The organism is Aeromonas aquatilis, assembly GCF_054052405.1.
Genome location: NZ_JBSTYP010000033.1, coordinates 30802 through 52594 on the forward strand (window position 1 = coordinate 30802; position 21793 = coordinate 52594).

Below are 21793 nucleotides of genomic sequence, written 5' to 3' on the forward strand. Positions count from 1 at the left end.
TGAAAATGCTTTCACTTAGACGACTTTATCAACCGCCGAATAGGGAAACACTATATGGCAAAACTGAAGCGCCGCAATCCCGCGGCAAAGCGCAGCTGCGGCTGCAAACAAAAGGCCCATCAACGCATAGCTGACAGGCCCAAGAGTAAAGCAAGGAAGTTGTTGTTAGTAGCAACCACGACCCTGTTACCGATACTGCCTCACATCAAGAACGGTTCCGACGCCATCTTAGCAGTGAGAGACTTGTATCTCGCATTTTTTAACTAACTTTGTGGGGGCTATGCCCCCATTTCTTATTAACTAATGTGGGTAAAATTATATACTGTTGACGCCATAGTCAAACCATTTCGTTCGGATATCAGAACGCTATAAATGCGATATCCGGCGACTGATTCTCTACTTCTACTTGTAAATCATATTCATGCGAAGAGCCTGTTACTAGTAACGCCACCCCATAGTTTTCTCGGTACCATCTCAAATTTCATACATCACGCCGCCGTTACTCGCATGTAGAAGGCCTCCACCTCGCTCTCCTGCACATGGCACCAGGCAAGCACGGCTTGATAGAGCGGATACCACTGCCGCACCCACTCACCGCGACTCAGGGTGCCCAGCAACGGTTCAATAGCGCGCCGGATCTGCGTACCTAGAATGGGTCGCAGCCCGGTTCCTCCACAACGTGGACAAATCTTGTCTATGGGCTTGCCGTGCAATCGGGATGCCTCCATATCCCGCACATTCCCCCTCCCCTTGCATTGGCAAGCCGCATCCGGTGTATCTGCGGTACGGCAATAGTGCTCCACAGCCAGTGCCGCAATGGTTTTCAGGGCCATGGCATGACCTCGAGACTTGATGGCGCCCACATACTTGGGAGCCTGCTTGCTGCAGTGTGCCATCACCCCGATCACCGCCTTGCGATAACTGGCCTTATCTTTTGTGTAGCGGGCCATCATCAGTGCCAACCCCACTCCCTCATATTTCTGCACCAGCCCAAGCGCCCCCAGCACATCGGCCTGGGTTAGGTGAGAAGGGCCGGTAGAGCGCGACTGGATAGCCTGCAGCATGACCGAACGGGGTTCACCGATTGAAAGTGCATATTCAAGCCGCATCAGAATGCCTCCAGTGACCAGTTGGCGCCTTTGCGCATCACACCGACAAAGGTGAACATCCAGTGCTGCTTGGCGGCCACCTTGATCTTGACACGGGCGTCATCTTCCCAGAACCCCTTCACCTCGTGCAGTTCGATCAAGCCATCCTTGCGCACCACCATAAAGTCAGGGGTGTAGAAGGTCTTGTCCGCCAGGCGCAGCTTGAGCGGCTCGAACTCATAAGAGATCACCTCGCCCGCCAGCATCAGCCGCCGAAGATGATCTGCATAAGCCTGCTCGGTCTTGTTCATGGAACCCGGTATCGGCTGCGGACGGGCCCGCACCTTCACCCGTTGCCCCGCGCCACTCTTTCCACTGTATGGCGTCATCCAAACACTCCCAGGCCGGCGGCCTTGTTTAACGTCATCACGACGTGAACCAGCTGACTGCCATGGGCTTGTTCCCACTGCTGCCAACCCTTGTTGTGCAATTCCATGTGTGCGTCATGACAGAGTGGAAAAGTCAGGTGATCATGGGCCTTGCTCCCCATCACACTTAACCCGTGGCCCACAATGTGGTGCGCCTCGATGCCCCCAGTCTGGCCGGTCACCACACACGGTAGCTGGCGCACGAACGCCAGATAGGCGGCCGACTCCCAGCGCTTCATCTTCGGTCTGGGGATATGCAGCATCGGCGGCTCTGGGTCGATGGCCTTCACTGCTGGCTTGACACGGATCCGGCTGCGCAGCTCGGCGAGTGGGTCTTGCTCCATCAGCTCGGGTCGGCTCACCCGATAGCGGGCATCGGTCTCTCGATAACCACGCCCGGGGCGCAACACCCGCTCTTTCTCCAGTGGTGACAAGCGACAGGCATGGCGCACTACCTCGATCGGCAGCCGCCCCTGCACCTTGAATACGCTGGCCCACCAACAGAGATCCCGCGCCTGTAACTGAGGGAGCGATACCCCGCACCAACCCGCCACCCGCGTTAACACCGCTCGCGCAATGGCAGGGGCATACTTGGCAAGGTTAATTGGCAACTGGCCGTCACGGAACTCGTTATCGTGATGCCAACACAGGGGCAGTGGCAGGCCACCTATCTGGGCGGTGACCGACTCACCAATGCAGCCCTCGCCGATCAAGCACTGACCCACACCACGCAAGGCCAGTTCGCCACCGGCAGCGTTGACGATGGCAGGATCCAGCAGAGCGCTGGCCAGCTCAGGGAACTGCATCAGCAGATCGCCCTTTTCGCAGGCAGGGACCAACACCGCCGGACGATTACCAAGAGAGGAGCGCAACGCAACCAGCCCCTCTCCCACCTCCAGCAGCACCAGCCCCATGGCTGGCACAAACACCGGATGGGTTGGCATCATCCCAGCTTCTCCACCATCTCCAGCTTATCGAGCAGCGGGCCCAGGCGAGCCAGCAACTGGTAACTTGCGCTACGGCGTACTGCGAGTGATTCAGAGGCAATGACCCGGCGGGCCGCTTCTGCTGCTGTCAGGCCCGGGCAAGACGTGTCGATGGAATGGAACAGCGCAGCACTCTCGTTAAGTGCTGCACCAGCCGGGTTGCTGGCTTGCTGCTGTAAATGGTGTGCTCTGGCAGCACTACGGCTAGTAAACTTGCTCATGTGACCCCTTTACCTCACGGTAATAGTTCAGCCGTTCGAGGAAATACGTCCGGTATTCCTCTGGCTGACGGGTGATGGCCTTGGCAACATCATCTCGGGTTGCCAAATGTCGGCGGCACAGCCAAACCAGCCAAGCCGCCTGCTTATCCAATTCTACTTTCTGGCGTTCCTGCTCAGGAAGCCGCGCCAGATCCAATGCCATAGCCTGCTAATTCGCCCCCGGCCAGCCCCTGCTTGAAGGCGGTCAGAATGTGGATCAGGTATGCCGCTTCATGGCGGGCATCGTGCAGGGCGTGGTGGCGGTACCCCTCGAAGGGCAATTGATACTTGGGATCGATACCAAGTAATTGCCGCCCCATCCACACCACGGTGCGCAGGCTCTGGTTGCCACGAAACCACCAAGGCTGGTCAACGCCCCACTGCAGGTAAGCATCAGCCAGCAGCACGTTGTCGAACTCGCTGCCATTGCCCATCAGCTCAACCGCGGCCACCTTGTCAAAATGGCGGCCCAAGAAGTTAGAAAGAGCCTTGAGCGCATCCACCAGGAACAGCCGGCCAGCATTACCGAACATCTCCTCCCATGCCGCTGGGCTCTCTATCTTCTGCCGTTCCCAAAATGCCATGGTGTCGTCATCACGCTGGCGGCCCTGCGCCAGATCTACCCGGCAGTAGAACTCATCCATGGCACGCAGCTGCGCCACATCCACAATCACTACCCCGATGGTGCCGATCACCGCATCATGACCCTGTGCGAGGGTCTCGATATCCACCACTGCGACCAAACTTGGATTACTCATACGTCCAGATCCTCAATTAAATGGCCAGTTTCAGGCCGCCACTTCTCCCAGCCCAACCTTGGCCAACAGATCGGCAAAGCGGCTCTGGAACCAGTGCGGCTGGGTCTCACGCTGACAGCGTGGATCCACAATGTTCTTGCCGAACAGCAGCCCCTTTGGCGTGATTGCCCAGAACTCCTTCTGCTTGTCCGGGGTCTTGCTGGATGGCCGGCTCATTTTGGCAAGCAGGCCATTGGATTCGAGCAAGGCGTTAAAGCAGCGCACTCCCATCGCAACCCGGTGCAACCTCAGCCCTTCGGTGGCAGAGAAAGTCGGCCGCGAACTGCCATCAGTCGCATCACTCGGTGCGTCGATGGCATAGCTGGGCAGCAGGTTCGGCAGTCCATGTTGGCGCTGGATATTCTGCAACATCCCCAGCTTGCCGGCGTTGCTGACATTCAGCATGCGGGCCGCCGTCTCGGCAAATAGCAGCTCAACCTGCACTGCGTCCACATTGACCGGCGAATGGATCGCCACCTGGTATTGACCGCTCTTGCGCAGCGAGGGCAACACCTCGCCGGTTACCCATTGCTTGAATGCCCGAGCGGCAGGCAACTTGCTGCCGAAGATCAAGGCATACACGCCGCCCTCATCAAGGAAAGAAACCTCCTGAACACCGCTGGTTGTAGGGGTGTCGCGTTTCACGACATCCCCCTCATCCACATGGCGACGCACTGCATCCCGCGCATTGCTGTAGCCCAGGGCCTTGCACACATCCACCGCGCAAAATAGCACTCGGCCGTCCTCCTGGATCAGCCGTACCTTGCCAAACTCCTCACTGTCAAAACTCAACACCTGCATGTCACTCTCCCGATTGTCATGGGTAAGGTTTAGCCACCAAATAATACTGTTTATTTATACAGCCAACAATCACCCTACGTGATGGAAACAAGATGGCAGATTACCTACACAACCAGGGGCAAATGCCGCCTCACCCATGCCTCGTCAGCCACCATTTCCATATCAAGCTGCAGCAGATCCAGCCCAAAGGCATGAGCCCGGGTGAACATCTGTCGTGCCCCCTTGCTCTGCTGCCAACCCGGCAAAAAGGCTACCGCTTCGCATTCCATCAACATTGGAATGGCGATCCGCATGTAGGCATCATGATCCCAGCCATCCGGCAGCACAGCAGGGTTCATCACCCAGGCTCCCTGGCCATGCAGATAGGCTTCGGCAGCAAAAAACGCTGGCCGGTTAAACATGGGCAAGCCGCTCATCGGCCCAGCGATATACACCTTCACGCCGGCCAGGTCGATCAGGCCCTGCTCAGTCAGCTCTTTCGATTTAACAGTCATGATGGGCCTCCCCGGCCAGATCGTGATTCATACGGTTAAGCATCACCAAGACTGCCTTGGTCAACACCAGTAAGAGGGTGCCGCACCACACCAACACCAGCAGAACGGCTCGCAGTGGCGCCAGCAGCAGACGAACAATCTGACGGGGAAACATCACCAGCACCCAACCCACCGCGATCACCCATACCACAGGTGCCTGCAGCATCTGCCAACCCAGACCTCCCTCATAAGGCACATGGGCCAGCACAAACAGCGCCACAAACACATACATCAACAGGAAGAAGGCCTTAACCATGACTGGCCTCCTTGGTCTTTGCTGCCAGCTCGCTGAGTTCACGGCAGGTAGACACCAGCCGCGGCTCGTCCTCGAACTCGTCCCAATCCAGCTCCGGCCCCACATCTTCTGCCAACCACTGGCGCAATGTGATCACTAACATCACCAGAAACGCCAGCCAGGCCAATGCCAACCCCAAAAACATCCATCCAATACTCATCAGTTCCTCCCCCTCCCGGTGGTGGTGCGATGGGCAGCGCGTTCAAGCGCATCCCCTACGATTTGGGCCGCATGCTCAGCGACCGAACCAAAGCCAGATTCACCGATCAGGTAGAGCGCGATAAAAATCGGGATCCCCGCCTCTCTCGCCCTCTCCACCTCATCGATGGTCAAGACCGGCGCAAACCAGTTTCTGGTCGCTGTATGCTGGGCGTAGTAGTGCATCATGCCCCTACCCTCACCAGTTCTACCGCCTTGCCCCGGATCCGCGCCGCCTCCTCCCGCGCTTCCTCAGCCCCATCTATCACCAGGTAATACCCTGCACCGGTCGCCGCATCAGTCTTACCAAGCGTTTCCTGCGAGTTCGACACTTCCAGATGAACCCGCTCCCCCACCCAACCACGTACAGGTGGGTAGATAGCGACCCTGCAGAACCTCGCCTCACGCACATCGCGCTCGGCATTTGCGTTGAATTGGCTGGCCATCACACACCTCCCCCACGCTTGAACAGTGCCTTCAGACGAGCAACACCTCGCTGCCCTGCCTGCTGGTAGAACTCAGGGTTGTGCTGGATCTGCTCACGGGTTGGTAGCCCCTTAAGTACCTCGGCCTCGATATCTTCGCCAGCCATCACCCGCCGCACGACCTGGTCATAGGCTTGTGCGAACACCTTCCGGTATTCATCTGCAGTAAGGGTCTGGCGCTCGAAGCGGGTCGCTCGGGCAGCGAGCACCACAGCGGGATGACTCTTACGGTGACGAGAAACATCGGCCAATGCCTGATCAACCGTCGGCAAACCAAGGGCCTCGGGTGTGATTTGGCACCACTTGATGAACATGCCCGTGCTGGGGAAGAACGGGATCTCCTGTTCACGAGCGACCCGCATGCCAAGCTGCAGTTGCTCACGACTGGTGCAGTCCGCATCAACCAACGCACGCGTCCACTCAGCCAAAGCTCTCCGCTGGGAGTCATCGCTAGGGAAAACATGCCTCCAGGCGGGGAACACGATTTTCAACTGCTCGAACAGCATCGATACCATCTGCGAATCGTGGTCAGTCAGAGCCCGCTGCGGGGGATCCGAAATCTGGTCAACAAAGTCGCCAACAGTCATCGCATTCAGAACTGCGCTCAATGGTTTCATGCTCATCAGAACCCCTCCTGCATCAGGCGATTCAGCTCACCGGCAGTCATGGACTTGGTCAGGTCGGTATGTTGGCCGCCACTGGGCCGATGAGCAGGAGCATTGCGCTTCACAGTCAGCTGAGTCCACTGTTGACGCAGCTTCTGCGGTGAGAGCACGTTGGTACACCAGAAGGCATCCCGGCTCACCCAGTCATACAGATCGCAGATATCCCGGTGGCTACGCTGGTCAAGCTCGCGCATCAGCCGGATCACGTTGGCCCACTGTGTCCAATTCGGCTCCAAGGCCGTGGGGGCAATGACTTGCACCCGCTTGAACATCCACTGCGCGGTCTTCAGGTCTTCAGCGGTTCCCCATGATTTTCCGTTAGGGGTTTGAATGGCGGCGCCTGGTATGACCCGAGCCTTGGGCTCGGCAGATACCGCGTCCACGATGGGAAGCTGTTCCCCCTCCTGGTCGAAAGTCGCGATAGCGAGTTGCGACGAAAGATCATTAAGATCTTGGTTTGTTTTATTGTTTATATTGTTTAGATCTTCGGCGTGAAACTCCGCGGCTAACTCCGCGCCGCGGAGTAAGCTATCCCCCTCTAACCCCTTATCTGATGCGGGTTCAAACTCCGCGCCTAACTCCGCGCTAATGTGTTCTGAAACTCCGCGCTGGTACGGGTCATAATTGAGGACAGTTATCAGGGTGTAGCCGCGGGTACCCTGTTTGCTGGTGCGAGTGATCATCCCCTCCAGCTCGAATACATCCAGCGAGCGGCGAGCACTGTCTTCTGAGACACCGCACGCTTCACCCAATGAACGGGCAGAGCCCACCACCTGTCCTCGACTCAGCACCAACCGGTTGCCATTAAAAGCAGCATCGGTGCGCTCATGAGCAGCCTCAATCAGCAGGTGCAACCACAGCGCCTTGCGCGATGGATCACGATAGAACGGCGTATCCTTGATGCTCTTGTAAAGCAGCACGAACCCGCTACGGCGATTGTCCGTCACGTTGCAACCTCGTTGAATTGGCGGGGCCACAGGGGCCACCAGTCTGATCACCTCACCCATGACTCACCTCCAATTGCTGCAGTTGAGCAAACACCAGCCGCGCCTGGGCGCTGGTGATGGGCAACTCCACCCCCATCACCACCAACTGAAAGCCACCGTTAATCCATTTCAGATAGGGCAAGACGTTAGGCTTTTTCATGCTGGCCCCCTTGCACAACCTGCGCGGTTTGGTGGGATTCAACCTGATGAGCAATTGCGATCAGCAAGTACGACATCCACTCAAACCGGTCATACAGCTCATAGGCCAAGGGGGATTTGACGGCTTTCAAACTGGGGTAAATCTCGCTCTCCCAATGCATCCGGATCATCTGATAGAAGTCACGTGCTTCACTCACCGAATGAGCCAAGGCGTTTGCATCAGGTGCCGCCAGATAGCGGGCGTGGCCCTGCCTCTCCATGGCATTGAAGGCGGCGATATAGCGTTCTTTGAACTCGGCGGCGCGTCGGCCGGTAAAGCCCATCGCCACGAAGAAGAAACCATCGCGGGTCAGTTGGTAAGCGATCCGTTTTTCACCTTTGGTATCGGTATATTCAACCGCCGCAAAATTGCGGGCGTTAAATTCGAGGGAACAATCGAGAGTGCGGATCTTTCGGATAACGTCGTCATGACGCTTGTTGAAGTAGTTGGCGAGCGCCAATGAAGTGGTAACGGCTTGGCCGTTCACCAGCCGGATTTCGGGTGTAACTGGGGTGGGGACAGTAGCCATGATGGCAGCCTCCAAGGTTGATAGATTGTCACTACCAACCTGAGGTCTCAATCTCATGGTGGTAGCCCGAGCGGGGTTGAGACTATCGGCAACCTTGGAAACCGACCAGCCCGAAGGCTGCCCCGCCCGAGCCACCATAACGCAGAGGATGCCGATCGCCGGGTAGGCGAACAGTACCCAAGTAAATGGGGGTCGGGTGCCGACAAAAAACCACGCGATGGGAGCGTGGGTCGGCTCCAAAGTTGTTCTCGGGGTCTCAATCCCGGCTGCGGATTTTGCCGCAGCACCCACACTATAACTCTCATTTGCCAATACGGTCAATTTTGACCAGCAAATGAAACTTTGACGAAGTGTGATTATTGCCTGATACCACTGTGGTACTGTGTTAATTACCAATTTAAAAACATGTGTATACACAATATATGGCCAACTCAAAACCAGAACCTTTACCATCCAAATCAAAGAGCGAAGTCGTTTCTTTTCAGGATGGTCGAATCTCCAGGAGTCCACCGCCCCCCCCACCAGCGCCAAAGAAATAATCTGATATTCCCAATCCAGAGGAATCACATAACATGAGTAAACAGCCACAATCACCACCGCGACCAACCCCTCGGCCAGCCACGGGACCAGTAGAGAAAGGTAGAGTGCCAAGAAGTCCAGCTCCGCCCCCACCACCGCCCAAAAAATAGTGGAGTTACCTGCCTTAATAATGAGTGCCCTTAACGCCGGGCCGCGACCTGTTTGAGGCAGGCTCTCCCCCCATGCTACAGTGACAGCGCTTAAACAATCACCACGAAGCAGGAGGCTGTATGACCAACCCATTTGAACCAAATGACCCGTCCTGGAAGCGGAATGATGATGGCTTTGGCCGGATACCAAGATCACCGGCCCCACCACCACCGACTCCGCCGGCGGAGAAGCCAAAAGGCTAAGGAAATTGCGATGTCCCGACATAACCTGAACTATCAACTGCGCTACAGCCACGCAATAGAGGATATGCATGCTCGCTTCTGGGCACGTAGCGATCGGCTGCTGACCTTCTTTCAGATCGTACTTGGTTCGGCGGTATTCGCTGATGTCGGGAATAACATGTTGTTCGGCGGACTGCTGGTCGTGCTGTCTACATTGAGCTTTGTTTGGCAACCGGCCATGACAGCTTTGCGTTTTGCCAAACGCGGTGAGAACTATGCCCGCCTGATCATCAATGAGCCCACCATGTCGGATGACGACCTGCGAGCCGCGTTGAGTAGTGCTACTGAAGATATGCCCTCCGAGATCGGTTTGCTTACCAAAGCAGCTGAGTTGCGTGCCACCTATGCCTTGGGTTGCACGACAACCCAAAAACTCACCTTTTGGGAGACGGTGTTTGCCTTCATAGCAGGGGATGTACCCAAGCCATGAGCCTATGGCTTGCCCTTTAACCACTGATTCCGTATGCTTTTCCATGTTCAGTGCCCTCGATGGTGTCTGAACCATGGCCCCGACTGTTGACGCAGTGCGGGGCCGCCTTTTACCTACTTAATGGCGATTGTCGGCAGCGGGCGCACATTGGCACCGGTGCTGCTGATCAGCCCCATCACCTGCTCGGCAACCAGAGTGCCTACCCGTTCAATCTGGCCCTGCTCCATCCAGTCGATAACTCCGTCAACCCGGGCATCGTGAATGGCCTGCATCAGCTTGCCGAACACCGACTGAGCCAACAGCACCTGCTCCACCAGCTCATCATCACTGACAGAGCCATGAGGCCTCGCGACCAGCATCAGACCACGGCCTGCAGCCCATGCCTCCAAGATGCGGTTGTCTTCTGCCAGCTCGGTAACGGCCACGGCCTCCCCCAGGTTGAGGTGGTGACTGTCGCAATCCGGATTCATCTTGTTGGCCAATACCACCGGGCTCTTGCCTAACTTGCGAGCAAGATCACTGATGTTCGTGGCTTGCCCCAGCAGATAGGCAGCAGCCAATACGTCGGTGCGCAAAACAGAACCGGGGTTTAACGTGGTTTTATCTGTGGTGTCTGCCATGATGACCTCATGCGTTTACAGGTTTAGGCCTGCCACATAGCAATATTTCTGCTGTCGAAAATGAACCAGACGATGCCTTGGAGAGATAAGCGGCATGCTGAGTCACACCGCTATAATCCGTATGAGGCAATGCGTTGGTTTTTCGCCATTTATAGACGGCTCGAACACTAACTTGGCAGGCATCGGCCGCCGTTTTGACTCCTATGGAGTCGATGACTTCTCGCAAAGAGGCCATATGTATGTACCCCAACAAACATGAACCTTTGGTACATCATAGATCGGAACTGAAAGTACACGCAAGCACATATACAATTGAACGTATGGTTCACAAAGAGAAAGACCGCGATTCTTACGCGGCTCGGCTACATCTCGCAGCTGACAAGAAAGGCTTACCCATTCGGGGCAGAGGCAAAATTTTGTCTGATGCCATCAAAGTCACGCCTAAAGCAATCAGCAAGTATCTGAATAATGAGGCCATCCCCACCCCTGATAACGGGCGTAAATTGGCAGATTTCCTTGGAGTCTCGTTCGTATGGCTTCAATTAGGAGAAGCTGAGGCGGATAAAGATCAAGAACTGGTACCTGTCCCTCTTAACGCCATAAAGATGGTACCGCTCATTTCCTGGGTGCAGGCTGGCGAATTTTGTTTGTCTGAAAGCTCTGATTTTATTGATGAAGATACCCCATACTATGCTTGCCCAAATTCCAAAGCAGGGCCACGCACTTTCGCTTTGATGGTACGTGGAGACTCGATGACCAATCCAAACGGTCAACGCAGTTATCCCGAAGGAACGATAATTTTCGTCGATCCTGACCACCCCCCTAAAGCTGGACTCCGTGTTATTGCCGGCCTGGAAGATGGTAGTTGTACCTTTAAAGAGTTGGCAGAAAACGAGACCGGTAAGCCGTATTTGAAGGCTCTAAATCCTCGCTACACGATCAATGATCATGTGCAACCGGCTAAAATCTGCGGAGTGGTTATCGGCTCGTATACTCCTGAGTAGACCTTACCCTCACCCGCCGACCTGGCGGGTTTTTTACATCCAAGAGAATAAAATGAACCATTGGTACTTTACAAAAGAATACCTATGGTTCATTGTTGTTTCATGATTTGGAGCAACCCCAGCCAGAGGACCAGCACAACACTGGCAGCGGTGACAACGAACCGCTTGGGGATAAACCGGGCTAACAACTGGAAAAGCCACATCGAGCAGAGCGAGTGGCGGGAATGACTCCCCAGCCACCCACCAGGTGAAAGGCCTGGAACATATCGGTGATTAGGCAAGCAGTACGCCATCTGCCCCAGGAGCAGAAATTCAGAGGTCATAGCCCTCTATCACCGACCAACTTTGGCGTCGTAACTGGATAACCAGGCCGTCAATGGGAGCGTAACTACGACGCAAGCTCCCCAGCCATGGCAGTAGCAGCGGTGAGGAAACCGACCGCGGTAGGCCCCATGGGGTACGAAAACCCATCCGCCCTGGCGATGTAAAAGGCCAGGACACAACTCAGTTGGTTTTGCAGGGGACGGCCGCGAACAACGGGGCTGGCGAGTGAACCGGTGACCAGGGCCAACTGAGGTGTGGTGACCCACGGCAAGCAGCCGATGGGAAGTACCATCACAATACCCCACCGCTGGGTTAAGCGGATGCCTTGGTCACGCTGTGAATCGCCACCAAGGCCCTCGCCGAGAGGCGACCGTTTCGATAGGTAGCGCTGCCCGTGAGGGCATACCAGTGCCAACGACCAGAACGGCTGACTCACTGCGAAGTGCTCAGCCATCACCACAAGTGCAATACATGTGGTTACAGCTCTCTCCTGGCCCCGGCAACGGGGCCCTTATCCCACAAACGATAGCGGCCCATCAGCGGGTCACGGACTCCCTTTGCCTGTCGCTTGTGTGATGAGACCAGTTTAAGAAATGGCGGAGGCATCAATGCACCCAAACGAGTTCATTGCCAAGAACATCAAGGCAACGCTGGAGAAAGAGCAATTCCCTGACCATGCGATCTCGCTCGGTGTTGCAGAAGCGAAACGCCATTTCGACCGGACACCCAGCTTTGCCAAGGGGCAGGTGTTCGATGAGTACCTCAAGGCGGCCCGTGCAGTAGCCAAGATTGCGAAGAAGGCGGTATCTGCCAAGAAGACCAAGCCCTGATCCGGGGGACGGATTGCAACTGATTGATGAGGGATACATGAATCATTACGCCGAGGCTCTGGCCCTCCTGCAAGCCCAGCCAGACCACGAACTCAAACAGATCGGCGACCAGTGGCAAACACCCAAGGCGCTGGCCTGGGGCCTGTTCCACCAGTTCGCCCCCACCCTGGGGCCGGTCGTACTCGATATGTTCGCCGACGATTGCAACACCCTGTTGCCGAACTACTACGACGCCGAGGACAACGCTCTCACCCAGGATCTAGCCGCCGACCTGCGCCGTCTTGGGGGGGCGGCCTTCGCCAACCCACCCTACTCCCGCCCCTGCGTGGATGGCGACTGCAATGCCATCACTGGGATGGAGGCCATCCTCAACTACTGCCGCGAGCAGCGAGATTTTGGCGCCAAGATCATGCTGCTCATCAAGGCCGCGACCAGCGAAACCTGGTGGCCGGAGGATGCAGACTTTATCCAGTTCATCAGCGGCCGCATCGGCTTTGAGGTACCGCGCTGGTATGTCCCCCGCGATCCGAAGAAGGACAAACCTAGCTCAAGCGGCTTTGCCTCTGCCGTGGTGATCTTCGATACCAGCTGGCAAGGCGAGCGCCGCCCAGAGGCCCGCCTGCGCCGGGATGACTTGATCACCACCGGCCAGCTCATCCTCGACATGATCCACTGTCAAGCGGTAGCGCTCAACATAGCCGCTAGCCAAACCATCGAGGCCACCAGCCAAGTCATCACATTGCCAGCAGCATCGGAGACGCTCGCTACCATCACGACAGGCGTCGAACCACTCCAGGATTGGCAGCAGTTTCCGGCAATCAAGACGGTCATCTATCAGATTGATGAGGCCGATCTGCTCACCCCAGCCAACACCCGACTACTCGCCGGCTACATCCGCGATCTGCTGGATGGTGATACCAATGAAGAGCACACGCTCAGCCACGCCACCCGGATGGCAAAGCATCTGCTGAATCCGGATGAAGAGCAGCTGATGCTGGCACTGAACGACGGGGAGGCAGCATGAGCCTCATCCAACAAGTTGCAGAATGGGTGCATGCCAGATCAGAGGGCGCTATCAGCGCTGAAGTGGCTGCCGAATTCGCCCTCACCGTCAGTAAGGCCAGCATTGCGATAGGCCAGATCCACAGAGAGACCCGCTTTATCACCCGCATAGACCACTTCCGCATGATTGGAGATAACGGTAAGGGTCGTCATACCCGACGCCTCTACGTTGACAAGGTGCAGCCGCCGCAGTGGCACAAGACTCCGGTGATCGGCACCGCTGGGGATCAGGTCGTCAGGTTCCGCAGCATCACCGAGGCTGAGACCCAAGGAGGCTTTGTCCGGGTCAGTATCACCCGCTGCCTCGCAGGCCAACAGAAGAAACATGGCGGGTACAGCTGGCAAATAGACACGACCAAAGGATTAACATCATGCACCGCTATCACTACACCCTGAATGCCGCCATCGAGCTGGGGGCTGCGCCAGATCGCCTAACCGGTACCATCGAGGCACACCACCCGATGACCTCACAACAGATCAGGTTGGCCGCCATCGACCAAGCACCAGCCCAGTATCTCAACTTCAACGAGCTGGAGTATCAGGAACGTGAAGAGGGACTTGATTGAAGGGCTGGCCATCTTGGTTAGCACAACATTGTTTCTGGCCACATTGGCTGTGATGTAACAACGACTGTCCGGGAGGACACGATGGATATCAGACTCTACCAGCGCAATTACCGGGATGACCTCAAACAAGCCATCCAACAGGAGCAGGCCGCGAGCTACATCGATGCCGCCCTCTCCTACAAGAAGGCCCAACATCACGCCGCCAGCGCCAACATGTTGGGCAAAGCCCGGTTCGCCATGGCTCGCCGCATTCATTGCCTCAAGATGGCCAATGAACCGCAATGGAAGCAGGTGAATTCCGAGTTCCAGCAACGCTATCAAGCCATGGAGGTCTATTGATGAGACGCGGAATTAACAAGGTCATCCTGATCGGCAACCTTGGCCAGGATCCAGAAGTGCGCTACATGCCAAGCGGCGGTGCTGTCACCAACATCACCTTGGCCACTTCCGAGACTTGGCGCGACAAACAAACCAATGAGCAGAGAGAACGCACCGAATGGCACCGGATTGTCTTCATGGGCAAATTGGCCGAAGTGGCCGGCGAGTACCTGAAGAAAGGGGCGCAAGTCTACGTTGAAGGGAAACTACAGACCCGCAAATGGCAAGACCAGAGTGGCCAAGAACGCTACACCACCGAGGTGCTTGTCGATAGCTTCAGCGGCGTGATGCAGATGCTCGGCGGCCGTCCGCAGCAGGGCAACCAGCAACATCAGGCTCCGGCTTCCCAGCAAAGTGGTTATGCTCGCCAATCTCAACCATCACAGCCCGCCCCACCGGTCTATAACGAGCCGCCGATGGACTTTGATGACGATATCCCGTTCTTTAGATTTGCTGGTCACCCGGCGCTGATGAACTGCATTTAAGGCAGAGATCCGGCAACCGCCCATCTCGCCGTGAGGCGTACTGATTTAGGAGATAGCTATGGCATTTCATATCCTGACTGAAGATGAACTGGAAGAGCTGACGGGCTACTCAACCGCATCAAAACAGAAAGAGGTGCTAAGACGAAATGGGATTTACTTCATTGAGGGAAAAGGCGGAAAAATCCGTACAACCAGTGAAAATTTGAGGTGGCCAGTAGCAACGTTGGCCGGTTCAGGAATGTCAGCCCGTGATGGTGACGGGTTCAACATAGAGGCGATCTGATGGGCAGGCCCCGCAAGTCTGACACATGGTTACCCCCGAGGGTTTATCGGGGAAAGTCAGCATTTGAGCTTCACCCTCGAAGTGGTGGTGCCCTTCGGCTCGCCTCGCTAACTGCAACACAGTCTGCTGTTTGGGCAGCCTACGAACATTTGATGGCCGAACAGAACGGGGACACTATCAAGCGCCTGGTTTATGAGTTCTTCGAATCAGCTGACTTCCAGGACCTCAGCAGCACGACCCAGAAGGACTACAGGAAATACTCAATACCGGTTCTCAAGGTGTTCGGTGGTATGGACCCGGCCAAAGTTGAACCACAACACATTAGAAAGTACATGGATAAACGGGGCAAAAACTCCAAGGTCCAGGCCAACCGCGAGAAAGCATTCTTCTCCCGGGTTTTTCGCTGGGCATTCGAGCGCGGCAAGGTGAAAAGCAACCCGTGCCAGGGCGTGCGTCAGTTCAAAGAGAAGGCGAGAACCCGCTACATCACTGACCTCGAGTTTCAAGCCGTGATGGATGCAGCCAGACCGGCCGTCAAGGTTACGATGGAGTTGAGCTATCTGTGCGCCGCCCGAAAGGGGGATGTGCTTACCATGCGATGGTCACAGGTTGGTGATGAAGGGATCACGATCCAGCAGAGTAAAACCGCCAAGATCCAGATCAAGGCCTGGTCACCCCGACTACGCGCAGCGATAGAGCAAGCGAAAGAGTTGGCAGGGTCTGTCGTCAGATCGTCCTATGTCATCTGCAAGCCCAACGGAGCCCCCTATACAGATAACGGCTTCAATGCTGCATGGCGTGAGGCGGTGTTAACCGCACGGGAGCAAACAGGCTGGCCGATGGACTTCACCTTCCACGACATCAAGGCCAAAGCCATCTCTGATGTGGCCGGCAGCAGCCGAGATAAACAGCGTATCAGCGGCCATAAAACTGAGGCCCAAGTGGCAGCATATGATCGATCTATTGAAATCGTCCCTGCTGTTGATAGCGTGAAAAAGCAGTGAAGTATTAGGAAATAGTATTAGGAAATTTTAGGAAGCGGTAAAAACAAAAAGGCCGCTATCGCTAGCGGCCTTTGTAAATCATTGAAATATATCTAAATTAATGGTGCCCGAGGCCGGAATCGAACCGGCACGCCTCGAAAAGCGAGGGATTTTAAATCCCGGATTATTTCGTTTAAAATCATATAGTTACTAGTTTTTCGGGGAATATGCAAGATCCGTAACTATATGTTTTATAAAGCCAGCATACAGGCGTAATCCCTCAACATTCCCTCTATTACCACCCACCAAGAAGCATAGAAAAGCCCACACAGTGGCGGGCTAATCAGGATCCTTCAGCTTCATGAGATCGTGGATGCCTTATCGCGAAGTCGTTCCATAATGCGCGCGATTGCGTCCCGATCCTGACCTGTCAGATCTACTTCCGCAAGATACGCTTCAAGTTCCGCCAGTATTAATTCCATCCTGTAGTCCCCCCGGGTTTCCTCTCAATCTCTCGACTGTGAGGCACTGTATGCATATACAGCACAAAGGGGACGCTATCACCTTTCACTCCGGCATTGTATTAAATTCAACCACCCTTCCTCATTCACCCCCCCCTCTCTTTGTCGAAACTGTGATCGAAATATCACCAGAAACTAATGACTATCAGCACAGCAAAACCTATCAGGATTAGCATGAATCCAAAGGCCATAAAGTTATCCAGGCTCTCCCGATCGGACTTGCTGAAGCACCAACAGCCCAAGGCGAACGGGATCAATGCCAGCGTGAAGCTGAAGCTGAATGTCTTGAGCGCCAACACCATACATACGAGCGCAAGCAGTATCCACATGGTCGAGTCCTCACAGGTTAAAGCCTCCACCCTATCCTCGTGAGTGCAGCTCAAACCAGGGCCGCACAACTCGATTGGACATCCCATAGGATGTCGATTTACCATTTATGGTAAAGTCTCACCATGCGACATCAAGAGGTAGCAAAAGCATGAAAGACAACACTGTCAGCAACAAGTATGGGCTGCCACAAGTGCTGAATCGGCCGCAAATCAAGGCTGAAAAGAATCTTTGCCTGACTGGTGAAGAGGGTCGCCAGATCATCAAATCTGAGACCAAGCTGACACTGAAAACTCACGAAAAGACCTTCACCCGTTTGGCTGATATGTAATGGACATCATCCAGTTTCCTCCCGCTCGGGTGCTGGAGATTAACTACTACATTCTGGGTGCGACCCCTGGCCATCAGGGACCTGCTAGCATCGCGTTATTGGAGGGTGCGCTTGGCCGTATCGACAATGCCATTGCCTACAGCGGGTTAAACGATGTGTTTCTCATCGCCGCAAAGTACGCCATGGCAATCGGTACCGCTCACGCCTTTTCCGATGCCAACAAGCGCACCGGGCTCGCGGTATGCCTTGAGTATCTCTCCCTCAACGACTTCGAGATTGAAAGAGATAACGAGAAGCTGGCTGATGCAATGGTTGACCTTGTGCTTGGCGAACTACCAGAGAATCAGTTTGCTAACATCCTCTACGCACTCTGGCTGGAAGAGCAAAAAACCTCTTGATCAGACGGCCGTGTTCACGGCCGCCATTCCCCCTTACTCCCAGTTCTGCCGGTTATGGTTTACCGCTTGGAACACCAGGTCATTCCTGCGGGCTAGTAACTCATCGATGCGCCGGCGCTTCTCCTCGGCACTCAGGATCTTGTCACGCTGGATCAGCTCTATCTTGTTGCGGGCCACCCGTACTTGCTGCTGGGTTCGGCTCAGGCTACGGCGCGCCTTCAAGATCCCTCCCTGCTCTTCCAACAATTCATTGGCTTTATCGGTCAGCCCTTCGCTGCGGTACTGGTCCACTGTGCGCTTGAGCTGGTTCACCTCATTGAGCATCCGGTAGAACTCTTCCATGTGCTGGGTGGACTTGGCCGGACCGGTGCCCCGGTATACCGCCTTGACCAGTGGGATCTCATCCGCGCGCCAACTGGCTGATTCACCTGGGCGAACAGCCCGGATCAACCCGTCTGCCGCCGCCATTACATAACTGCCCATGGTGCCGGTGTAACCGATCAGCAGGTGCTCTAACTGCTTGGGAGAAAAACCTGACAGCTCACCTAGTTCGCGCATCAGCAAGCTGGTCTGCTCGTTGTAGCGAGCCTCGGCACGCACCGCCAAATCCTGCGGGCCATCGATGGGACCACCGCGGAAGAAGTCATAGTTGACTGCAGCCTCCACCATAGGCTTGACCAGTTGAGGGGTAGGGTTGAGGGCAAAGGTATCGCCAATCGCCCGGGCCACCGCCTTGCCAAACTGGGCACCGGTGTCCTTGTCACCCAGGGCTCTCACCATACGCTCGGGAATGGTGCCGAACATCACCCCAATCTCGAACGGCTTGGGGATCCGCCAGTGCTGATCGCCAAGGAAGAAGTGCCAGTTGGCATCCTTGTCCCAGTCTGGCAACTCCTCGTATCGCTCATCATCCCAGTTGGTAGCCAGCAAGCCGAGCGACATGGCGGTGATCATGCCGGCCCGCTTGGCAATCTCACGCGGATTGTCGCGAAGTTCCCGGCTCAGCTTGCCCAGACCCTGCAGGCGAGCATTGAAGAATGGCAGCACCATGGACGCCCCCTGAATAAAGCGGGCCGCCCCCAGCATGGAGAAGTCCATCAAGTCCTTCGACTCAAAGGCGGCCTGCGCATGGCTCTTGCCTGCCTTGATGGCTGCGTCATAGACCGCCTCACGGTTGGCGTTCTCCAACGCCTCGCCATAGCGGTTGTACTTCTCCCATGCATCGGCCACTACCCCTTTGGCGTGGGCCGCATTGCGGATGATGGACTTCTCATATCTGGCGATCTGCTCCGGCGTCATCCCCTTGCGGCGCAGTGACTTGCGCACGGTATCGGCCATGGCGGTGGGGTCATTGCCGTTGACGTAGCCGCCAAGGAAGCTGGCACCGCTGAACATCACATCGATGGTGCTGCCATCCATGGCCAGGGTTTTCCTCACCCCCTTGATGGAGTCGATCACCGGCTTAAAGCCATCCTTGCTGATCACCCAGCTGGAGAGTGAATCGCGCAAGAAGTTGCGCAGCATGAACTCTGGTGATGCAGTGATGCCCGCCGTCAATATACGCTTGGCTTTTGATGCCATATTGACCATTGTGCCAAATGGCTTGCGGTCGAAGAAGGTCATGGCGCGGTAAAGGTCAGGATCCTCCACCCGGATCATGTAGTCCTCACCATCCAGCTTGACGGTGATCAGGTCCTTGCCGTTCTTGAGGGCCCGCCAGTCCATCATGTTGGGCTTAGCGACCACCTCGATGAGACCGGTATCTGCCAGGTTCCAGACTGTCTTTTGCGCCGCCATGTTCTTCATGGATGCGTCGATCAGCTTGGAGGTAGAGGTGAAGATGTTCTCGAGCAGGTCATTGGTGTTGGCCTCGCCGCCCTTGAGCTTCTTGATACCTGCGTTCTGGTTGGCGATCCCCTTCGCCTTGAAGGGAGCGATAACGTCGCCATCTTCCGACTCGCGGAAGAAGGGGATATACCACTCGCTCTCGAACTCGGCCCGCGCCTCAGCGGTAAAGAGCCCAGCCTCTTGCGCCAGATCCAGTGTGGCGACATTGAGCCGGTTCCAGCGTGTCTTGGCCACCATGAATTTGGCTTCTTTACCCTTACCCAGCCCCTTGAGGGCGGCGATGTCATTGGCATCGAGCAGGTTCTCACGCCCCTGCCCCAGCAGGATTTCAGCCCGGTGACCGGCCATCCAGCCAAGCCAGTTGTGCAGGTCGGCCCCCAGATCAGAGAAGATCCCCAGCAACGCATCTTTCTCACCGGTTCCGGCTTTGCGCTGGATCACCCCATCCTTCCATTCCGGCAGGCCATAGAGCATGGTCGCCTGCATGGTGGAGGCCGCACCGGTGGCCATCCGTGCGGCAATATAGCCAGAGTCGGCAGCGTCCGTAATGCCTGCGGCTTGCTCTGCATACTTGATGGGAGCCAAGGCATCGAGCACTTCGGTGTTGGCTTTTTTGATGACGCGGTCAACCCATGACTGGACCACTCCGCGATCTACTGATCGCAGCTTGGCAAGGTTGGCTTTGGTGTTATCAATGATGTCAGGCTTGGGGCCTAGATTGAGTTTTTCCATCGCCTTGTCAGCGACGGTATTGGTTTGGCTGAATTTCAGACCATCAGGTGGGAGAGATCCATCGTCTCGAGGGCTTTCATGTTCGCCTCGTGCCGGCGCTTGCGGTCCTGCCGCAGCGACTCGATCTCGGACTTTGTCAGCATCCTTGGCACGAAGGATATATCTACCTTCGGACTCGGTGAGGGAGTCAAAGCCGTAGCCGAATCGGTTTTGCCACCACGCTTCAAGGCCTGTGCCGTCATACTGTTCTCGTAACTGCTCAAGGGTTGAGCTATCTATGGCGATTTTGGCGGAATACTGCTTGCCGGTCAATGCCGTTGCAGCCAACACCTCCCCGCCTCGATTCTCAATGTACCCCTTGAGGTTAGCCAGGGTGCCGCCCTGGGTCAGGGTGTCATCCATAATGAGATAGGGTTTGTCTTTGCGGACTGGGCCATTAAAGCCGGGTTGATTTGCCAACCGACCAAACCCGTCCTGTGCCGTACGTCCAACCTTGGCAGACTGCATGATCTCCAGATCTACTTCGATGCTCAGTACCTTGCCCAAGATATCTGCCATTGCACTGGGGATCGCATTGCGGCTAACGGCCTCCTCAGCGTGTACCCCGAGGGCAATGGCTGAGCGATTGCCAATCACCTCCTTGAGCTGCCTAATTGCATCCGGTGATAGCACATCGCGAACCAGTCTCCTCGCAGCAGCATCATCGCCACCTTTGGCGGCCTCATAATCTGGATGGCTGGTCGCATCCCCCAAGCGGCCGTGCAAAATGACCTCAGGGAACCCCTCCTGCCAGGGCGAACGTTCAGCACTGAACCACAACCCATCACCATCAGCGCCAATGCGACTGGCATAGGGACGCTTCATTTTTTTGCCCAGCCCCTCGATCAGGGTCCGGGTCTCGGCGGCGGTGATACCGTCAGGCACGAAACCAACTGAGCGCAGGGCTTTGGTGACCCAAGCTACCACCCGATCCCAGCCGCGGCGCCAGGCGCTTTGCTCCAGCTCCGCCAGATGGGCAACCACCTCCTCAGCCTGAACCCCGATATCCTCATCGGCATAGTGAGTATCAACCCAGTCCCATACAGCCTTCATACTTGGGTTTTTCTTGGACTGGATCAGGCGGCTCATCAGCTTGGTGTATTCACCATCGCCCAACACATTGGCAAGGCCGTAGTGGGCTAACACTTCATGGCGCAAGATCTCACGCATCCGGGTGGGGCTGGCAATCGTGTCGGCGGCCACATGCAGAGTGCTGGCATCGTCATCGAACGCCGCTCGCCGGATCAACCCCTCTTTGGCATCGAGCCCTAGCGCCCGCTCAAGCTCTGCCTGGGTAGCGTGGATCTGCACATCAATGCCACTTGCCCCCTGGTACTGCCTGAACCATATCTTGGTGACCAGCTCCGCCTCTTTCTGGGTCAGGTGCTTGGCTGGCTTGTCGCCTTGCGCC

At 56.0% G+C, this 21793-nt stretch carries 31 protein-coding genes; 12 read left to right on the forward strand and 19 right to left on the reverse strand.

The annotated features are described in order from the left end of the window. Positions 1-488 precede the first annotated feature (488 nt). The 16 genes from ACW5W8_RS14275 to ACW5W8_RS14350 form a co-directional block, all read right to left on the reverse strand. A complete protein-coding gene (locus ACW5W8_RS14275) occupies positions 489-1109 on the reverse strand; it encodes an antitermination protein Q (protein ID WP_498628404.1) in 621 nt (206 codons plus the stop codon). After that, positions 1109-1477, reverse strand: a complete 369-nt coding sequence (locus tag ACW5W8_RS14280) for a DUF1064 domain-containing protein (RefSeq protein WP_429186969.1) — start codon at positions 1475-1477, stop codon at positions 1109-1111. The genes ACW5W8_RS14275 and ACW5W8_RS14280 overlap by 1 nt, the downstream gene beginning before the upstream one ends. Then, positions 1474-2463: a DUF968 domain-containing protein gene (locus ACW5W8_RS14285; protein WP_498628405.1), complete on the reverse strand. Its 990-nt coding sequence runs from the start codon at positions 2461-2463 to the stop codon at positions 1474-1476. Before ACW5W8_RS14285 ends, ACW5W8_RS14280 begins: the two co-directional genes overlap by 4 nt. Further along, positions 2460-2723: a hypothetical protein gene (locus ACW5W8_RS14290; RefSeq protein WP_439970603.1), complete on the reverse strand. Its 264-nt coding sequence runs from the start codon at positions 2721-2723 to the stop codon at positions 2460-2462. The genes ACW5W8_RS14285 and ACW5W8_RS14290 overlap by 4 nt, the downstream gene beginning before the upstream one ends. Further along, a complete protein-coding gene (locus tag ACW5W8_RS14295) occupies positions 2707-2925 on the reverse strand; it encodes a DUF3283 family protein (RefSeq protein WP_498628406.1) in 219 nt (72 codons plus the stop codon). The genes ACW5W8_RS14290 and ACW5W8_RS14295 overlap by 17 nt, the downstream gene beginning before the upstream one ends. Then, complete coding sequence (locus ACW5W8_RS14300) at positions 2897-3520, reverse strand: 3'-5' exonuclease (RefSeq protein ID WP_498628407.1); 624 nt, start codon at positions 3518-3520, stop codon at positions 2897-2899. The genes ACW5W8_RS14295 and ACW5W8_RS14300 overlap by 29 nt, the downstream gene beginning before the upstream one ends. 30 nt (positions 3521-3550) lie before the next feature. Further along, a complete protein-coding gene (locus ACW5W8_RS14305) occupies positions 3551-4360 on the reverse strand; it encodes a BRO-N domain-containing protein (RefSeq protein ID WP_498628408.1) in 810 nt (269 codons plus the stop codon). Between the two features lie 104 nt (positions 4361-4464). Continuing rightward, positions 4465-4854: a DUF4406 domain-containing protein gene (locus ACW5W8_RS14310; protein WP_498628409.1), complete on the reverse strand. Its 390-nt coding sequence runs from the start codon at positions 4852-4854 to the stop codon at positions 4465-4467. Beyond that, complete coding sequence (locus ACW5W8_RS14315) at positions 4844-5149, reverse strand: hypothetical protein (RefSeq protein WP_498628410.1); 306 nt, start codon at positions 5147-5149, stop codon at positions 4844-4846. Before ACW5W8_RS14315 ends, ACW5W8_RS14310 begins: the two co-directional genes overlap by 11 nt. Further along, a complete protein-coding gene (locus ACW5W8_RS14320) occupies positions 5142-5348 on the reverse strand; it encodes a hypothetical protein (protein ID WP_386911988.1) in 207 nt (68 codons plus the stop codon). Before ACW5W8_RS14320 ends, ACW5W8_RS14315 begins: the two co-directional genes overlap by 8 nt. Continuing rightward, positions 5348-5575 (reverse strand): hypothetical protein, encoded by a 228-nt coding sequence (locus ACW5W8_RS14325; RefSeq protein WP_201957159.1) that lies wholly within the window; start codon positions 5573-5575, stop codon positions 5348-5350. Before ACW5W8_RS14325 ends, ACW5W8_RS14320 begins: the two co-directional genes overlap by 1 nt. Next, positions 5572-5832, reverse strand: coding sequence for a hypothetical protein (locus ACW5W8_RS14330; protein WP_498628411.1), 261 nt, complete (start codon positions 5830-5832; stop codon positions 5572-5574). The genes ACW5W8_RS14325 and ACW5W8_RS14330 overlap by 4 nt, the downstream gene beginning before the upstream one ends. Continuing rightward, positions 5832-6494 carry a replication protein P gene (locus ACW5W8_RS14335; protein ID WP_498628412.1) on the reverse strand — a complete coding sequence of 221 codons (663 nt, stop codon included), beginning with the start codon at positions 6492-6494 and terminating at the stop codon, positions 5832-5834. Before ACW5W8_RS14335 ends, ACW5W8_RS14330 begins: the two co-directional genes overlap by 1 nt. After that, entirely contained in the window at positions 6494-7543 is a 1050-nt protein-coding gene (locus ACW5W8_RS14340; protein ID WP_498628413.1) for a phage replication protein O, read from the reverse strand. The genes ACW5W8_RS14335 and ACW5W8_RS14340 overlap by 1 nt, the downstream gene beginning before the upstream one ends. Beyond that, complete coding sequence (locus ACW5W8_RS14345) at positions 7536-7682, reverse strand: hypothetical protein (RefSeq protein ID WP_314924078.1); 147 nt, start codon at positions 7680-7682, stop codon at positions 7536-7538. The genes ACW5W8_RS14340 and ACW5W8_RS14345 overlap by 8 nt, the downstream gene beginning before the upstream one ends. After that, a complete protein-coding gene (locus ACW5W8_RS14350; RefSeq protein WP_498628414.1) occupies positions 7669-9204 on the reverse strand; it encodes a Rha family phage regulatory protein in 1536 nt (511 codons plus the stop codon). Before ACW5W8_RS14350 ends, ACW5W8_RS14345 begins: the two co-directional genes overlap by 14 nt. Here ACW5W8_RS14350 and ACW5W8_RS14355 point away from each other — a divergent pair. Beyond that, positions 9193-9651 (forward strand): hypothetical protein, encoded by a 459-nt coding sequence (locus ACW5W8_RS14355; RefSeq protein WP_498392026.1) that lies wholly within the window; start codon positions 9193-9195, stop codon positions 9649-9651. The genes ACW5W8_RS14350 and ACW5W8_RS14355 overlap by 12 nt on opposite strands. 113 nt (positions 9652-9764) lie before the next feature. Here ACW5W8_RS14355 and ACW5W8_RS14360 read toward each other — a convergent pair whose 3' ends face one another. Beyond that, on the reverse strand, positions 9765-10271 hold the full coding sequence (locus ACW5W8_RS14360) for a phage regulatory CII family protein (protein WP_498628415.1): 507 nt from the start codon (positions 10269-10271) through the stop codon (positions 9765-9767). A gap of 239 nt (positions 10272-10510) precedes the next feature. Between ACW5W8_RS14360 and ACW5W8_RS14365 the strand changes: the two genes are divergently transcribed. From ACW5W8_RS14365 to ACW5W8_RS14405, 9 genes are all read left to right on the forward strand, one after another. After that, positions 10511-11275 carry a LexA family protein gene (locus tag ACW5W8_RS14365; RefSeq protein WP_498628416.1) on the forward strand — a complete coding sequence of 255 codons (765 nt, stop codon included), beginning with the start codon at positions 10511-10513 and terminating at the stop codon, positions 11273-11275. Positions 11276-12207: 932 nt separating this feature from the next. Next, entirely contained in the window at positions 12208-12429 is a 222-nt protein-coding gene (locus ACW5W8_RS14370; RefSeq protein ID WP_314924072.1) for a hypothetical protein, read from the forward strand. A gap of 37 nt (positions 12430-12466) precedes the next feature. Continuing rightward, positions 12467-13453: a phage N-6-adenine-methyltransferase gene (locus ACW5W8_RS14375; RefSeq protein ID WP_498628417.1), complete on the forward strand. Its 987-nt coding sequence runs from the start codon at positions 12467-12469 to the stop codon at positions 13451-13453. Positions 13454-13740: 287 nt separating this feature from the next. Beyond that, on the forward strand, positions 13741-13887 hold the full coding sequence (locus tag ACW5W8_RS14380) for a hypothetical protein (RefSeq protein ID WP_498628423.1): 147 nt from the start codon (positions 13741-13743) through the stop codon (positions 13885-13887). Beyond that, positions 13863-14057: a hypothetical protein gene (locus tag ACW5W8_RS14385; RefSeq protein WP_335854109.1), complete on the forward strand. Its 195-nt coding sequence runs from the start codon at positions 13863-13865 to the stop codon at positions 14055-14057. Before ACW5W8_RS14380 ends, ACW5W8_RS14385 begins: the two co-directional genes overlap by 25 nt. Before the next feature lie 81 nt (positions 14058-14138). Further along, a complete protein-coding gene (locus ACW5W8_RS14390; protein WP_438545177.1) occupies positions 14139-14396 on the forward strand; it encodes a hypothetical protein in 258 nt (85 codons plus the stop codon). Continuing rightward, complete coding sequence (locus ACW5W8_RS14395) at positions 14396-14920, forward strand: single-stranded DNA-binding protein (RefSeq protein ID WP_418135079.1); 525 nt, start codon at positions 14396-14398, stop codon at positions 14918-14920. The genes ACW5W8_RS14390 and ACW5W8_RS14395 overlap by 1 nt, the downstream gene beginning before the upstream one ends. Positions 14921-14978: 58 nt before the next feature. Continuing rightward, a complete protein-coding gene (locus ACW5W8_RS14400) occupies positions 14979-15203 on the forward strand; it encodes a DUF4224 domain-containing protein (RefSeq protein WP_335854106.1) in 225 nt (74 codons plus the stop codon). Between the two features lie 152 nt (positions 15204-15355). Continuing rightward, complete coding sequence (locus tag ACW5W8_RS14405) at positions 15356-16207, forward strand: tyrosine-type recombinase/integrase (RefSeq protein WP_335854105.1); 852 nt, start codon at positions 15356-15358, stop codon at positions 16205-16207. A gap of 625 nt (positions 16208-16832) precedes the next feature. Here ACW5W8_RS14405 and ACW5W8_RS14410 read toward each other — a convergent pair. Next, the gene (locus tag ACW5W8_RS14410; RefSeq protein ID WP_498628418.1) at positions 16833-17036 is read right to left on the reverse strand and encodes a hypothetical protein; all 204 of its coding nucleotides are present in this window, start codon (positions 17034-17036) and stop codon (positions 16833-16835) included. Positions 17037-17185: 149 nt separating this feature from the next. On the opposite strand from ACW5W8_RS14410, the gene ACW5W8_RS14415 reads away from it, so the two are divergent. Both ACW5W8_RS14415 and ACW5W8_RS14420 read left to right on the forward strand, forming a co-directional pair. Continuing rightward, a complete protein-coding gene (locus tag ACW5W8_RS14415; RefSeq protein WP_498628419.1) occupies positions 17186-17365 on the forward strand; it encodes a hypothetical protein in 180 nt (59 codons plus the stop codon). Continuing rightward, on the forward strand, positions 17365-17763 hold the full coding sequence (locus ACW5W8_RS14420) for a type II toxin-antitoxin system death-on-curing family toxin (RefSeq protein WP_498628420.1): 399 nt from the start codon (positions 17365-17367) through the stop codon (positions 17761-17763). Before ACW5W8_RS14415 ends, ACW5W8_RS14420 begins: the two co-directional genes overlap by 1 nt. A gap of 33 nt (positions 17764-17796) precedes the next feature. Here the strand turns inward: ACW5W8_RS14420 and ACW5W8_RS14425 are convergent. After that, on the reverse strand, positions 17797-21793 hold a 3997-nt coding region (locus ACW5W8_RS14425), incomplete at its 5' end, for an LPD38 domain-containing protein (protein WP_498628421.1).